This window comes from Rhizobium sp. CB3090, from assembly GCF_029714285.1.
Lineage (GTDB): Bacteria > Pseudomonadota > Alphaproteobacteria > Rhizobiales > Rhizobiaceae > Rhizobium.
Genome location: NZ_CP121662.1, coordinates 3,069,408 through 3,083,829 on the forward strand (window position 1 = coordinate 3,069,408; position 14,422 = coordinate 3,083,829).

The 14,422-nt window shown below is 60.9% G+C and carries 17 protein-coding genes; 5 read left to right on the forward strand and 12 right to left on the reverse strand.

Going from position 1 to position 14,422, the window contains the following annotated elements:
- Positions 1 to 22 precede the first annotated feature (22 nt).
- From QA646_RS14745 to sdhC, 5 genes are all read right to left on the reverse strand, one after another.
- Positions 23 to 829 (reverse strand): nucleotidyltransferase domain-containing protein, encoded by an 807-nt coding sequence (locus tag QA646_RS14745; RefSeq protein WP_283056162.1) that lies wholly within the window; start codon positions 827 to 829, stop codon positions 23 to 25.
- A gap of 41 nt (positions 830 to 870) precedes the next feature.
- Positions 871 to 1,650: a succinate dehydrogenase iron-sulfur subunit gene (locus QA646_RS14750; protein WP_283056163.1), complete on the reverse strand. Its 780-nt coding sequence runs from the start codon at positions 1,648 to 1,650 to the stop codon at positions 871 to 873.
- Positions 1,651 to 1,667: 17 nt separating this feature from the next.
- The gene (sdhA, locus tag QA646_RS14755; RefSeq protein ID WP_283056164.1) at positions 1,668 to 3,524 is read right to left on the reverse strand and encodes a succinate dehydrogenase flavoprotein subunit; all 1,857 of its coding nucleotides are present in this window, start codon (positions 3,522 to 3,524) and stop codon (positions 1,668 to 1,670) included.
- Positions 3,525 to 3,530: 6 nt separating this feature from the next.
- Complete coding sequence (gene sdhD, locus QA646_RS14760) at positions 3,531 to 3,911, reverse strand: succinate dehydrogenase, hydrophobic membrane anchor protein (protein ID WP_283056165.1); 381 nt, start codon at positions 3,909 to 3,911, stop codon at positions 3,531 to 3,533.
- A gap of 65 nt (positions 3,912 to 3,976) precedes the next feature.
- Entirely contained in the window at positions 3,977 to 4,372 is a 396-nt protein-coding gene (gene sdhC, locus QA646_RS14765; protein ID WP_283056166.1) for a succinate dehydrogenase, cytochrome b556 subunit, read from the reverse strand.
- Positions 4,373 to 4,683: 311 nt separating this feature from the next.
- On the opposite strand from sdhC, the gene QA646_RS14770 reads away from it, so the two are divergent.
- Positions 4,684 to 5,253 carry a hypothetical protein gene (locus QA646_RS14770; RefSeq protein ID WP_283056167.1) on the forward strand — a complete coding sequence of 190 codons (570 nt, stop codon included), beginning with the start codon at positions 4,684 to 4,686 and terminating at the stop codon, positions 5,251 to 5,253.
- A gap of 6 nt (positions 5,254 to 5,259) precedes the next feature.
- Here QA646_RS14770 and QA646_RS14775 read toward each other — a convergent pair whose 3' ends face one another.
- The 7 genes from QA646_RS14775 to tsaD form a co-directional block, all read right to left on the reverse strand.
- Positions 5,260 to 5,910, reverse strand: a complete 651-nt coding sequence (locus tag QA646_RS14775) for a methyltransferase (RefSeq protein WP_283056168.1) — start codon at positions 5,908 to 5,910, stop codon at positions 5,260 to 5,262.
- Between the two features lie 120 nt (positions 5,911 to 6,030).
- Positions 6,031 to 6,462 (reverse strand): EVE domain-containing protein, encoded by a 432-nt coding sequence (locus QA646_RS14780; protein ID WP_283056169.1) that lies wholly within the window; start codon positions 6,460 to 6,462, stop codon positions 6,031 to 6,033.
- 2 nt (positions 6,463 to 6,464) lie between these two features.
- Positions 6,465 to 6,758, reverse strand: coding sequence for a YciI-like protein (locus QA646_RS14785; protein WP_283056170.1), 294 nt, complete (start codon positions 6,756 to 6,758; stop codon positions 6,465 to 6,467).
- Positions 6,759 to 6,812: 54 nt separating this feature from the next.
- Complete coding sequence (locus QA646_RS14790) at positions 6,813 to 7,247, reverse strand: PIN domain-containing protein (protein WP_283056171.1); 435 nt, start codon at positions 7,245 to 7,247, stop codon at positions 6,813 to 6,815.
- Positions 7,244 to 7,543 carry a hypothetical protein gene (locus QA646_RS14795; RefSeq protein WP_283056172.1) on the reverse strand — a complete coding sequence of 100 codons (300 nt, stop codon included), beginning with the start codon at positions 7,541 to 7,543 and terminating at the stop codon, positions 7,244 to 7,246. The genes QA646_RS14790 and QA646_RS14795 overlap by 4 nt, the downstream gene beginning before the upstream one ends.
- Before the next feature lie 53 nt (positions 7,544 to 7,596).
- Complete coding sequence (locus tag QA646_RS14800; RefSeq protein WP_283056173.1) at positions 7,597 to 8,586, reverse strand: NAD(P)H-dependent glycerol-3-phosphate dehydrogenase; 990 nt, start codon at positions 8,584 to 8,586, stop codon at positions 7,597 to 7,599.
- Positions 8,583 to 9,680, reverse strand: a complete 1,098-nt coding sequence (gene tsaD, locus QA646_RS14805) for a tRNA (adenosine(37)-N6)-threonylcarbamoyltransferase complex transferase subunit TsaD (protein WP_283056174.1) — start codon at positions 9,678 to 9,680, stop codon at positions 8,583 to 8,585. Before tsaD ends, QA646_RS14800 begins: the two co-directional genes overlap by 4 nt.
- A gap of 84 nt (positions 9,681 to 9,764) precedes the next feature.
- On the opposite strand from tsaD, the gene hemC reads away from it, so the two are divergent.
- From hemC to QA646_RS14825, 4 genes are all read left to right on the forward strand, one after another.
- Positions 9,765 to 10,694, forward strand: coding sequence for a hydroxymethylbilane synthase (gene hemC, locus QA646_RS14810; protein WP_283056175.1), 930 nt, complete (start codon positions 9,765 to 9,767; stop codon positions 10,692 to 10,694).
- 6 nt (positions 10,695 to 10,700) lie between these two features.
- On the forward strand, positions 10,701 to 11,429 hold the full coding sequence (locus QA646_RS14815; protein WP_283056176.1) for a uroporphyrinogen-III synthase: 729 nt from the start codon (positions 10,701 to 10,703) through the stop codon (positions 11,427 to 11,429).
- A gap of 79 nt (positions 11,430 to 11,508) precedes the next feature.
- A complete protein-coding gene (locus tag QA646_RS14820) occupies positions 11,509 to 12,771 on the forward strand; it encodes a hypothetical protein (RefSeq protein WP_283056177.1) in 1,263 nt (420 codons plus the stop codon).
- Positions 12,772 to 12,785: 14 nt separating this feature from the next.
- Complete coding sequence (locus QA646_RS14825) at positions 12,786 to 14,390, forward strand: heme biosynthesis protein HemY (RefSeq protein ID WP_283056178.1); 1,605 nt, start codon at positions 12,786 to 12,788, stop codon at positions 14,388 to 14,390.
- The last annotated feature ends 32 nt before the right edge of the window (positions 14,391 to 14,422 follow it).

Consider the following 14,422-nt stretch of genomic DNA (forward strand, 5'->3'; position numbering starts at 1 on the left):
GCTCCGCAAGAATCCGGTCATTTCAAGGCTTAACCCGACGAACCTCATCCAGATAGAAATGATTGGCGAGTTGCTGCATCTTTTTATCGCGTTCGGCGTCCTGACGAAGTTTGCTGGAGAAATCGGAATAACGTGCAAGCGAGCTCGATAAAAATTCCGTGAGCTGCGCCGGCGGCGCGCCTTCGCCCATCTCGCGGGTCTCTTTCTTGAGAGCCACCAATTGCAGAATTGTTGCTCGCATGCTCTCGGCAATGTCGATGTCTTCGAGGCATTCGAGCATGTTCATCGGCGGCAGTTTGGCGAAATCAGTCTGCCGCATCCACTCCAGCGCTATGGCAGGCCGAATGCCGTAAAGTAACTTTTTTAACCGTATTGGTTCGGCTTCATCGCCCGGCCGGTTCTGCTTCATCAGGCCAATATAGTGATGAGCAACCTTTTCCGGCACCATGATCGTTTCCAGCAAAGCGCTAAGACGCTTACGGAAGCCGGGCTCTTCTTCATAGACAAGCGGTGATTTCAACCATTCAACAAGAACGGCATTGCCTTTCAGCGCTAGGAGTAGCGCCTTCCGCAATTCCCAACCGCCGGTGTCGATGTCTCCAACAATGGGAAACTCAATGACATCGCGATGCGGAAACAGGGAAAAATGATCCCGCTCCGGCCTGATATAGACAAAGCGGCAATCATAGTCGCTATCGGGTGACGGGAACCCCCAGGCTCGGCTTCCGCTTTCGATGGCAAGGCCGATGCGAATCCCCTCGGATTTGACCGAGGCAAGCCGCAAGCGAATTTCAGCTACCGCCTCCGGTGCAAAGCTTTCCAGCGTCATGCGACTGCGATCCCCATCACCTCGCGATATTGAGCAGGCGGTCAGATCCGCCGCTCGACCATCATCTTCTTGATTTCGGCGATCGCCTTGGCCGGGTTCAGACCCTTGGGGCAGGTCTGGGCGCAGTTCATGATCGTGTGGCAGCGATAGAGGCGGAACGGATCTTCCAGATTGTCGAGACGCTCGCCCTTTGCCTCGTCGCGGCTGTCGATCAGCCAGCGATAGGCCTGCAGAAGAACAGCCGGACCGAGATAACGGTCGCCGTTCCACCAATAGCTCGGACAGGAGGTCGAGCAGCAGGCGCAGAGGATGCATTCATAGAGGCCGTCGAGCTTCTGACGATCCTCATGGCTCTGCTTCCATTCCTTCGCCGGCGGCGGCGAAACCGTCTTCAGCCAGGGCTCGATCGAGCGGTGCTGGGCATAAAAATTCGTCAGGTCCGGCACGAGGTCCTTGACGACGGGCATATGCGGCAGCGGATAGATCTTCACCGTACCCTTGATCTCGTCCAAGCCCTTGGTGCAGGCGAGCGTGTTGGTGCCGTCGATATTCATCGCGCAGGAGCCGCAAATGCCTTCGCGGCAGGAACGGCGTAGCGTCAGCGTCGGGTCGATCTTGTTCTTGATGTAGAGCAGACCGTCAAGCACCATCGGGCCGCAATCGTCGACGTCGACGTAATAGGTGTCGATGCTTGGGTTCAGGCCGTCATCCGGGCTCCAGCGGTAGACGCGGAATTCCCGCGTGTTCGTCGCGCCTGCCGGCTTCGGCCAGACCTTGCCTTCGCGCATCTGAGAGTTTTTGGGGAGAGCGAGTTCAACCATGGTCAGTTCCTCTCAGATCAGTACACGCGTGCCTTCGGCTCGATCTTATGCGGATCGATGCCTTCGGCGATCAGTTCGGTATGAACGGGACGATAGTCGAGCTTCACATCGCCTGCGTCGTTGACCCAGGCGAGCGTATGCTTGCGCCAGTTTTCGTCGTCGCGGCCGGCGAACTTGCCTTCGGTGTAGTCCTCGCGGGCATGCGAGCCGCGGCTTTCCTTGCGGGCTTCGGCGCCGTAGATCGTCGTGATGGCGTTGGCCATCAGGTTGTGCAGTTCCAGCGTCTCGACGAGATCGGAATTCCAGATCAGCGAACGGTCGGTGACCTTGACGTCGGGCAACTCTTTCCAGATTGCCGAGAGGCGGCGGCAGCCGGATTCCAGCGATTCCTGCGTGCGGAACACGGCGGCGTCTTCCTGCATGGCGCGCTGCATCTTTTCGCGCAGCACCGCCGTCGGCGTCGAGCCGCTGGCATGGCGCAAACGGTCGAAGCGCTCCATGATCTTGTCGCAGGCGGCAACATTGACCGGCGGCACCGGGCTTGCCCGGTCGATGACCTGACCGGCGCGGATGGCGGCGGCGCGACCGAAGACCACGAGGTCGATCAGCGAGTTGGAACCGAGTCGATTGGCGCCGTGCACCGAGGCGCAACCGGCTTCGCCGACGGCCATCAGGCCCGGCAAGACACGCTCCGGATTATTGCGGTCGGCATTCAACACCTCACCCCAATAATTCGTCGGAATGCCACCCATATTATAGTGGACGGTCGGCAAAACCGGGATCGGATCGTGAGTGACATCGACGCCGGCGAAGATGCGCGCGCTCTCGGAAATACCCGGCAGGCGCTCGTGCAGCACGGCCGGATCGAGATGGTCGAGATGCAGGAAAATGTGATCCTTGTTCTTGCCGACGCCGCGGCCTTCGCGAATTTCCAGCGTCATACAGCGCGAAACGACATCGCGCGAGGCAAGGTCCTTGGCTGACGGCGCATAGCGTTCCATGAAACGTTCGCCTTCGGAGTTGACGAGATACCCGCCTTCGCCGCGCGCGCCTTCGGTGATCAGGCAGCCGGAACCGTAGATGCCGGTCGGATGGAACTGCACGAACTCCATGTCCTGCAGCGGCAGCCCGGCGCGGGCAACCATGCCGCCGCCGTCGCCGGTGCAGGTGTGAGCCGAGGTCGCCGAGAAATAGGCGCGGCCGTAGCCGCCGGTCGCCAACACCACCATCTTGGCGGCGAAGCGATGGATCGTTCCGTCGTCCAGGCACCAGGCGACGACGCCGGTGCAACGGCTGCCATCGTCGGACATGATCAGATCGAGCGCGAAATATTCGACGAAGAATTCCGCGTTGTTGCGCAGCGACTGGCCATAAAGCGTGTGCAGGATGGCGTGGCCGGTACGGTCGGCCGCTGCGCAGGTACGTTGCACCGGCGGGCCTTCGCCGTAATTCTGCATATGGCCGCCGAACGGGCGCTGATAGATCTTGCCTTCTTCATTACGCGAGAACGGCACGCCGTAATGCTCGAGCTCATAGACCGCCTTCGGCGCCTCCATGGCGAGATACTGCATGGCGTCGACGTCGCCGAGCCAGTCGGAACCCTTGACGGTGTCGTAGAGATGCCACTGCCAGCTATCCGGCGTCATGTTCTGCAGCGAGGCGGCGATACCGCCCTGGGCTGCGACCGTATGCGAGCGGGTCGGGAATACCTTGGTGATGCAGGCGGTACGGAAGCCCTGCTCGGCCATGCCGAGCGTGGCGCGCAGGCCTGCGCCGCCGGCGCCGACGACGATCACGTCATAGGAGTGATCGACATATTTGTAGGCTTTCCCGTTTTGAGCAGGCCCATTCTGAGGAGATGAGTTCGGTGCCATCGCTAATTATCCTACGAACGCGATCTTCAGAATGGCGAAGAGACAGAGCCCGGCCACGATGATCGCGAAAAATGTGTTGAGCATGAGAAGGGCGATCTTGCTGATCTCGCTTTGGACATAGTCCTCGATGATAACCTGCATGCCGATCCTCATGTGAATGACGCCGGAGACCACCATCAGGCCGAAAATAACGGCAACGATCGGGTTCGACAGCGCATGCACGACTTCCGCGTAGGGCGCGCCGGCATAGATCATCAGGAAGATGACGAAGAAGATGATGAGGGGAACGTTGGCAACGGCAGTCAGGCGCTGGCGCCAGAAATGCTCCGTACCTTCCTTGGCGGAGCCAAGACCGCGGACTTTGCCCAGAGGAGTGCGCATATCCATGAGAAATATCCTTTAAAGCATGATCCCGAAAGGCGCCAAGGCGCCTTCGAGAACAATCCTGCCAATCAAAGCCGGATGGCGATGCCGATGATCCAGACCAGTGCGGTAAGACAGAGCGAACCGACGAGCGTCGCCTTGGCCATCCTGGTCGAGACAGCCGGATCATGACCGTATCCGAGATCCCAAATGAAATGGCGGAAGCCACCGAGCATATGGTGCAGCAGCGCCCAGGTATAGCCGAGCAGGACCAACCGGCCGATGATCGACCCCATGATCCAGTTGACCAGCTCGAAATAGGCCTGGCCGGTCGCCGCCGCGATCAGCCACCAAGCGACCAGCAGCGTGCCGAAATAAAGCGCGCCGCCGGTGATGCGGTGGACGATGGACATGACCATGGTGGGAATGAGTTTGTAAACTTGCAGATGCGGCGACAGGGGCCGGTTTTGTGTGACGTTCGCCATCAGAACCTCGCGGCGTTACGGTACGCTTCTATTCCGGACATTTCCGGGGCAACACACCCTTGGGAAAGTCCTGTGTGCGTTGCATCAATTGCGACCATTAATCACCGAAATGCGTATCGACAAGCACAATTGCTGTCTGCATTGAATTTAATCGATTCGGACCAGCCGACAGCTTTAGCGAGTACGCAGAAACGGCACTCTCCGATTGGCGGCCCGATACGATTTTCCCGCCAGCCGAGTAGACTTCATGTCGCTCTTGAGGCACTCTGTTCTTCATATTTTATTAAGGATTTAGTGCGCGAGGCGAACCCATGGGACAACATCTTTTCAAGGCAGCAACGCTCGTTTTGGCGGCCGCCGCCCTTCTGTCCACGTCGGCCTCGGCGGGCGATTATCACCAGGGATACCGGCCGTTCCGCCATGATGGGCCGTTTCCGCTGCATGAAGCCTCCTGGCCGCAGCGCCACGCGCAGCCGCGCCCGGCCGGAATTGTCCTTATGGATCGGCGATATCCCACCCGCCTCGGTGCCTATGCCGCGGCGACCGCCGTTTCGGCCGACTATCGCCATGGATATCGGCCGTTCCACCATCGCGGCCCGGTTCGGTTGCAGCAAATCTCCTGGCCTCAGCGCTACTCGCAGCCACAACCGGCCAGAATCATCCTCATGGATCGGCAATATGCGGCTAATATCGGCACATATGCCGGCACGGCCGATATGTATCAGGCCGATGGCGGGACTTATATCGTCGGCTATGGCGGCGGCTACGACCCATATCAAAACGAATCCGCTGCGCTGAAGCCGAGGGCCAAGGTCATCGACGTCAAACGGGCTGGCAATGCCTGCTCGTACGAAGCCGGCGTCTGCGTGATCCGTCCGTGACGGTCATTAGCCGGCAATGAATCGCCAGACCGTCGTCTTCTTGACCTCGCTATCCTCCAGCGCCCGCGTCACCGGCACCTGATAGCTGGCCTCAGTCTCCAGACGATCCTTGGGCAAATAAGCCCTGCCCGGATCGCCCACCAACACGAGACGGCCCTCGCCTGCCAATTGCCGGAACCAGGGGATCAGGCGATCGGCAAAATTGCGATCGTAGAAGACATCGCCAGCAAGAATGACATCGGCATCCGTCATCCGGTCAATGAGATCGTCGCCGGTGAAGTCGAGCGCGACGCTGTTTTCCGCCGCATTCAGCCGTATCGCCGTTTCCGCCCAGGGATCGATATCCGCGGCGAGCACATGGCTGGCACCTGCAAGCTTCGCCGCAATCGCGACGAGGCCGGAGCCGCTGGCGAAATCCAACACCCGTTTTCCGGCGACCATACCGGGATGATCGAGCACGTAGCGCGCAAGCCCCTGCCCGCCCGCCCAGGCGAAAGCCCAGAAGGGCGGCGGCAGACCGATCTCTTCGAGTTCTTCCTCCGTCTTCAGCCAGAGATCATGAGCCTCGCTCGCCAGATGCAGCCGGATTTCCGGCACATGCGGCGGCGTCATGAGACTGGTGTTCGAAAGGATGAAACTTTCCGGATCGGTCTTCAAATCATCCTCGAACTAAAGCAATTCCAGGAAAAGTGCGAAGCGGTTTTCCGTCCGGAATGCGTAAAAACAAAAGGTTAGAGCGGGAAAGCGATCCCATAAAGCGCTGAACCGCTCTAAGTGTCAGACGGGCGGATTGTCGAGTTCGCCCATGCGGCAGACTTCCAGATATTCCTCATCGGTCACCGGCTGCACGGAAAGCCGCATCGAGGTGACGAGCGACATCTGGGCAAGTTTCGGATTGGCCTTGATATCCTTCAGCGACACCGGTTTCGGCATGTCGCACACGGCGCGGATATCGACGCAATCCCAGCGCGGGTCTTCCTTGGCGGTCGAATCGGGATGAGACAGCGCGCAGACCTCGACAATGCCGACGATCTCCAGCCCCTCGTTAGAATGATAGAAGAAACCCTTGTCGCCGATCTGCATCGCCCGCATGTTGTTGCGGGCGAGATAGTTGCGGACGCCGGTCCATTCCGTGCCCTTTTCCCCAGCCTTCTTCTGGGCCTCCCAGGACCACGAGGACGGCTCGGATTTATACAGCCAATGCGCCATGCTCACGCCTCCGGATTGTTGAAGACCCAGTTGAAAGGCTTGATCTCGACGGTCTCGAACAGACCGGCCTTGGTATAGGGATCGGCATCGGCGATCGCCTTCGCTGCATCGATCGTTTCGGCACTGACGATGGCGAGAGTGCCATTCGACTTACCATCCGCATCGAGGAATGGACCCGCCATCTTCAGCGTACCCTCGGCATTGAGCTTGTTCAGATACTCGAGATGGGCGGGGCGCGTGTCCATGCGGACATTCAGGTGACCGGGCTTGTCCTTGCAGACAAAGGCAAACAGCATAGTTTCATTCTCCTATGGGAATCATGTTTGAGATATGATTGGCATTCGGCGCAATTATCCAGTCCTCCTCCGAAGAGGATTGACAATATCCAGACCCCAAAAGTCTTTTTCGTTGTCGGTCACCAAAATGCAATCATTTACGATCGCCACCGAAGCGATAATCATATCAAAGGAATTACGTGGCCGACCAGCGGCTCTCCCTTCAGCCATAAGCTGTGCCCAAACCAGCCCAGCATGCTCGTCAAAGGGAAGAATCCGGCCGGCAAACACTGCCTGCGGCCCTGCGCTACTTGAAAACCACGCCTCCAGCAAATTGCGTTTGCACCCCGCCGGCAAAATCAAAATACCGCGTTGAATCTCGGCAATTGCAAGCGATGGAACAAACAGATCGCTATCTAGCTGCTCGGCATACCATGCCAAAAGAGCCAGAGAGGGTTCAGGCTTGATCGCATTGCTGACGATATTGGTGTCAAGCAAATAGCGCTTCACAGATCAATCTCACGCGGCTGAGTTCGCAGCCGTTCGAGATCAAGTTCCGCATCCTCAAGAGGAAAACTCCGCAGCGCGGCAATGACGCCACCCTTCTTCGGTGGCTCCCCTGAGATCGTCTTGGCGACAACATCGCGAATACGGGCTGATTCGGGACTGTCTTCCGCCAAACGCCGCGCCAGCGAGCGAATGAGAGCACGATCGCCATCAAGCCCAAGCACCTCGAAACGGGCCAGACCACGTTCGCTAAGCCTGGAACGATAATTCTGAATCGCGCGTTTTTGTGAACTGCTCATCACGGCCTCCCGCTATATCCAGTAATATATCCAGAGCACCGTCGATATTCAAGTCATTCCGTCGTAATCGGCCGCGTCATCAGTTGCTCGATTGCCGTCGGGATATCCAGCTTGCCGTCGATGATGGCCGAGACCGCTTCGGTGATCGGCATATCGACGCCGAGCCCGCGCGCCAAGCGCGCCGCGATAGAGGCGGCGTAGGCGCCTTCGACGAGATCGCCATGCGATGGATCGACCGTTTCGCCGCGGCCGAGTGCGATGCCGAAACGCAGGTTGCGGGACTGGTGGCTGGTCGCAGTCAGCACGAGATCGCCGAGGCCGGAGAGCCCCCGCACCGTTTCCGCCTTACCGCCCTTGGCGACGATAAAGCGCGACATTTCCGCCAGGCCGCGGCTGATCAGCGCCGCGCGCGCCGAATCGCCGATGCCCCGCCCTTCGACAATGCCGCAAGCAATGGCCAAAACATTCTTCAGTGCGCCGCCAAGCTGCACGCCGATACGATCGTCGGAGGCATAGAGACGGAATGTCGGCCCTGAAATCGCCTGCGCCAGCCGTTCCGCCACCGCCATATCACTGGCGGCGATCGCCATTGCCGTCGGCAGGCCCTTGGCAATATCGGTCGCAAAGCCCGGACCGGAGAGAACCGCGATGGCGTGATGCGGCAATTCCCGCTCCAGCATGTCGGTCAAGAGATCGCCGGAAACCTTGTCGATGCCCTTGGCGCAGGTAACGACAACGGCATCCTCTGCGAGATAAGGCCCGTAATGACGTGCAGCATCCGCCTGCGCCTGCGACGGCATGGCAAAGAGCACGATGCCGGCATCCGAAATTGCGTCAGGCTCGGCAGAAAATTGCAGCGAATCCGGCAAATCGATGCCCGGCAATGCTGCGTCGTGCATCCGGTCGGTGCTGAGATCGGCCATGACCCCCGCGTTGCGCCCGACCAGTGTCACCTGGCTCTTTCCGGTCAAGGCGATGACGGCGGCGAGCGCCGTACCGAATGCGCCGGCGCCGATCACTGCAATGCGTTCATTGCCGCTCATGCCTTCGCTCCTCGTTTGCCATGCCCCAAAAGAGTTTCTGCCTTCTGATCGAGCGGCCAGCGCGAGCGCGGCTGCACATCGAGACCATCGGGCGTTGCACCTGTCGCCATGCGCTCCAGCCCCGCCCAGGCAATCATCACCGCATTGTCGGTGCAGAGCCTGAGTGGCGGCGCGATGAAGCGGAAGCCATTGAGGTCGCAAAGCTCCTGCAGCGTGCGCCGCAGTTCGAGATTGGCCGCGACACCGCCCGCAACCACCAGCGCCGGCTTGTCCGCCGTCTTCGGAAATTCCTTTTTGAAGCGCTGCAAGCCGCGCCCGATCCGGTCCTTCAAGGTGCGCGAAATCGCTTTCTGGAAGGAGGCGCAGATATCGGCGATGTCCTGCTCGCTCACCGGCGCGATCGCCGTTGCCGCCTGCCGCACCGCGGTCTTGAGGCCGGAAAAGGAAAAATCGAGACGGGTCTCACCGACCAGCGGTCGCGGAAAATCGAATCGATCCGGATCGCCGTTCTTGGCGGCCTCTTCGACCGCCGGGCCGCCGGGATAGGGAAGACCGAGCAGCTTCGCCGTCTTGTCGAAGGCTTCGCCCAGCGCATCGTCGATCGTCGTGCCCCAGCGCTCATATTCGCCGACGCCGCGCACCAGGATCAGTTGCGTATGGCCGCCGGAGACGAGCAGCATGAGATAGGGAAAAGTAAGACCATCCGTCAGCCTTGCCGTCAGCGCGTGGCCCTCTAAATGGTTGATAGCATAGAGCGGCTTGCCGGTCGCCCTCGAAATAGCCTTGCCGGTCATCAGCCCGACAAGCAGGCCGCCGATCAGACCGGGGCCGGATGTGGCCGCAATGGCATCGACGTCGGCCAGCGACACGTTGGCGCGCTTCAGGGCCTCGTCGATCAACGTATCCAGCGCCTCGACATGGGCCCGCGCGGCTATTTCGGGCACAACGCCGCCATAGGCGCTATGCTCGTCCAACTGGCTCAAAACCACGTCGGAAGCAATCGTGGCGGTGCCGTCATCCCGGCGCTCGACAATGGCCGCAGCGGTTTCGTCGCAGCTTGTTTCGATGCCGAGAATGCGAAGAAGGGACGCCATGGAAGCTGTTCGTTGCCTGTTGATCGATTGCGATGAAGCGGAAATATGGTTACGGAAACTGTCGGTAACAACGGATCAAAGCGGATGCAAACAAAACCTTTCCGGATCGGCACGCGCGGCAGCCCGCTGGCGCTGGCGCAGGCGCACGAGACCCGCGACCGCCTGATGGCGGCGCATGGCTTGCCGGAGGAGATGTTCGAGATCGTCGTTCTGAGCACCAAGGGCGACCGCATTACCGACCGTTCGCTGGCAGCGATCGGCGGCAAAGGTCTGTTCACGGAGGAGCTGGAACAGAAACTGACCACAGGCGAGCTCGATTTTGCCGTACACTCGGCCAAGGACATGGCGACGAAGCTGCCGGAGGGGCTGGCGCTGTCAGCCTATCTGCCGCGCGAGGATATCCGTGATTCCTTTATCGGCCGCACTGCGCCAAAGCTGATCGAGCTGCCGCATGGCGCGACCGTCGGCTCCGCGTCGCTGCGCCGCCAGGCGCTGATCCGGCGCCTGCGTCCCGATATCAACGTCATTATCTTCCGCGGCTCGGTCGAAACGCGGCTACGTAAGCTGGAGGAGGGTCAGGCCGACGCGACCTTGTTGGCGCTTGCCGGTCTGAAGCGGCTCGGGAAGGTGGATGTGATCACCGACATTCTGGATCCGGACGAATTCCCGCCGGCGCCGGCGCAAGGTGCGATCTGCATCGAAAGCCGCATCAGTGACGACAGGACGAACGACCTGCTCTCCGCCATCAATGACGCACCGACCTTCGATACCGTTTCCTGCGAACGCGGCTTCCTGGCAGCACTCGACGGCTCCTGCCGCACGCCGATTGCCGGCTATGCAGTCTGCGAGGGCGACCACATCAGGTTCTTCGGCATGATCCTGACGCCCGATGGCCAGGAGGTACACACCACCACTATCGAAGGTCACCGCCGGGACGCCGAGGCACTCGGCACCAATGCCGGCCAGGCGATCCGTGCCGAAGCCGGCAGCACCTTCTTCGAAGACTGGACCTGATTCCGGATGCGCGTCGTCGTCACCCGTCCTGCGCATTCGGGTGAGCGCACCGCCCGGCGGCTTGCGGAAATGGGGCATGAGGCGGTGCTTTTGCCGTTGTCGAAGCCTATCCGCCATATCGACGCGACCCGGCAAGCCCTATCGGACACTCGGGGCGCAATTGCCGTAACGAGTGCCGAAGCGATCCGCACATTGCGCGCAATAGGCCAGCCCCTCCAGCCTCATCTCGGCCGCCCGCTTTTCGCCGTCGGCAAAGCGACTGCCGACGAGGCTAAAAACCTTGGTTTCATCCATGTTTTCACATCCGAGGGCAGCGGCACCGAGCTGGCAGAACTGATTTCCCGCGAATGGGCCGACATTCCTCAAGCCCCCCTGCTCTATCTCGCCGGCTCGCCGCGCGCCGCAGGTTTCGAAGCAAGATTGACGGGGCTGAATATCCCGTTCCAAACGGTCGAATGCTATCGAATGCAGAATATCATCATCGAAGACGCCACCCTTCGCCGGCTTTTCTTCGATGCTTCCGCCGATGCCGTACTGCTTTATTCGCATCAAACCGCGAAACGATTCTTCAGCCTGCCTTTCCTGCAGCGCCATCAGAACCTCCTCGCCTCGACAAGATTCCTTTGCCTCAGCGAAGCGATTGCAGAGGCCGTCCCGCCTTCCCTGCATTCTCATGTGGATATTGCTAATATGCCGGACGAAGACAGCCTTCTGGCGCTTCTTGCTGCGAAGTGAGGTCGCAATTTTGATCTAAGCTCTTTCCATAACCGACTTGTCTGTCTAATTTCGCTGCAGCGCATGAAAAGAGGACCTCATGGTATCGGGAAACCCGCCAAACCATTCGAAGCCCAACGACGAGCCGATCACGATCGATCTGGAAGCTGAGGAAACCGCTCAAGCCGCGGCTTCCGAAGAGATGACGGAGCGCCACCACAGCGAACCCGGCAGCTCGTCCACCAATGAGGTGGAAATACCGCCAAAAGCGGAACAGGAGCCGGTGAAGGAAGAGGCCGATGAACCCGTCGCGGAAGATGCGGCGGAAGACGGAAAAGCCGCGACTGCCCCGGAACCTGAACCCGCCCGCTCTCCTGCCGAACAACCCGCCGCCCCCCAGCGGCAGCCAGGTGCAACGTCCGGCCTGATCGCCGCCGGTATTGTCGGTGGCCTGATCTCCCTCGTCTGCGCCGGCGCCATCCAATATGCGGGCCTCCTGCCCGGCGGCGGTAGGTCGGCAAAGGACCATTCCGCCGATATCGCAGCGCTCACCGCCGAAATCGACGGCCTGAAGCAGACGGTGTCCAATCTCGCCGCCGCTCCATCGCCCGACGCCGCCCTTACCGCCCGCGTCGCAGCCCTTGAAGCAGCGGGTGCCAACAACACAGCCGCGAGCGGATCGTCGAGCAGTAGCGATGCCGACCAGAAGATCGCCGCGCTCAGCGCCGAAGTGGATCAGTTAAAGACGAGCCTTGCTCAGGCGACGCAAAGTCAGGCCTCCTCCGACGCGGATGTCAGCAAGCGCCTTGAGGATGCCGAAAAGAAGCTGAATGCACCGAGCCAGGAAAGCGCTGTCGCCCGGGCCATCGCGGCGGCCGCCCTGAAGGCGGCGATCGATCGCGGCGGCCCCTTTCAGCCGGAGCTCGACACCTACGCCAATGTCGCGCCTGATGACCCTGCCATTGCTGACCTGAAGGCCTTCGCCCAGACCGGCATCCCCTCGCGCGCCGATCTCATTCGCCGGGTATCCGACGTTGCGACGGCGATCGTCACTTCGACACAGCAGGACGATCCGAACCAAAGCTGGAGAGACCGGTTGCTCGCCAGCGCCAAATCCCTGGTGCAGGTGCGCCCGGTCGGCAATGTCACCGGCGACAGCGTCGCGGCTATTGCGGCTCGCTTCGAGGACAAGGTGAAGAACGGCGACCTGCCCGGCGCGATCACCGAATGGAACAGCCTGCCGGACGCCGCCAAATCGGCCTCCGCCGCCTTCAAGCAATCATTGGAAGCCCGTATCCGGGTCGAGGACCTGGTCAGCGACGCGCTGTCGAAGGCGATTGCCGGCACCGGAAAACAAAGCTGAGGGCGGAGAAGAGAATGATCAGACTGCTTATTTTCGCCGTTCTCGTTCTGCTGCTCGGCTATGGCTTTTCCTGGCTTGCGGATCGCCCCGGCGATCTTTCGCTGGTCTGGGGCGGCGAGCTCTATCAGACCAAGCTCATCGTCGCCGCCGGCATCCTGATCGCGCTGATCGCCGCCGTCATGGTGGTCTGGTGGTTCATCCGCCTGATCTGGACCTCGCCGCATTCCGTCACCCGCTATTTTCGCGCCCGCAAACGCGACCGCGGCTATCAGGCATTGTCCACCGGGCTGATCGCCGCCGGTGCCGGCAACGCGCTGCTTGCTCGCAAGATGGCAGCGCGCACGCGTGGTCTGATCCGCGCCGACCAGGAGCCGCTGATCAACCTGCTCGAAGCGCAGGCTGCGCTGATCGAAGGCAAGCATGACGAGGCCCGCCAGAAATTCGAGCTGATGGCGAATGACCCGGAAACCCGCGAACTGGGTTTGCGCGGCCTCTATCTCGAAGCCAAACGCCTTGGCGCGCACGAAGCGGCGCGGCACTATGCCGAAAAGGCCGCCGACCACGCCCCCTATCTGCCTTGGGCAGCGCAGGCGACGCTGGAATACCGCAGCCAGGCCGGCGATTGGAACGAGGCCATCAAGCTTCTCGACCAGCAGAAAATCGCCCGTGTCATCGATAAGGATACCGCCAACCGGCAGCGCGCCGTATTGCTGACCGCACGCGCCAACGAAAAGCTCGAAGGCGATCCATCCGGCGCCCGGGACGATGCGCTGGCAGCACTGAAACTCTCCCCCGATTTCGTGCCGGCCGCGCTGACGGCGGCCAAGGCATTGTTTCGCGAAGACAAGGTGCGCAAGGCCGCTTCCATTCTCGAACAGGTCTGGAAGGCCGAGCCGCATCCGGACATCGGCAGAGCCTATGTCCGCGCCCGCAGCGGCGATTCCGTCACCGATCGCCTGAAGCGTGCCGAACGCCTGGAGGCGATCCGCCCGAACAATGTCGAAGCACTGCTGGTCACGGCAAAGGCCGCCCTCGACGCCCGCGACTTTGCCAAAGCCCGCGCCAAGGCGGAGGCCGCAGCCCGCATCGATGCCCGCGAAGGCGCCTTCCTGCTGCTGGCTGACATTGAAGAAGCCGAGACCGGAGATGAGGGCCGTGTCCGCCATTGGATGGCCCAGGCATTGCGCGCACCGCGCGATCCGGCCTGGCTGGCCGATGGCTTCGTCTCCGACAAATGGCTGCCCCTGTCGCCGATCACCGGCCGCCTCGACGCCTTCGAATGGAAAGCGCCCTTCGGCCAACTCGAAGGGCCGGTGGAGGAGGGCACGACCGTCTCGGTCGATGCCGCGCTGAAATCGCTGCCGCCGGTACGCGAGCCTGCTCACGCGACCGACACGACAAAATCGACTTCACCAACAGTTGCATCGCCGTCTGCCGATACATCTGTTATGGAATTGGAGCCGGTCGCGACGAAGCCGGCACCCGCGGCACCCGCCGCCAAGGTCGTGCCGGCGAAGGAGCCGGAACCGAAGCCCTTCTTCGGCCGGGCGCCGGATGATCCGGGCGTGAAAGATCTCAAGCTTGAACCGGAACCCAAGACACGGCTGAAGCTCTTCTAGAGCAATTCCAGGAAAAGTTGCGTGAGCGGTTT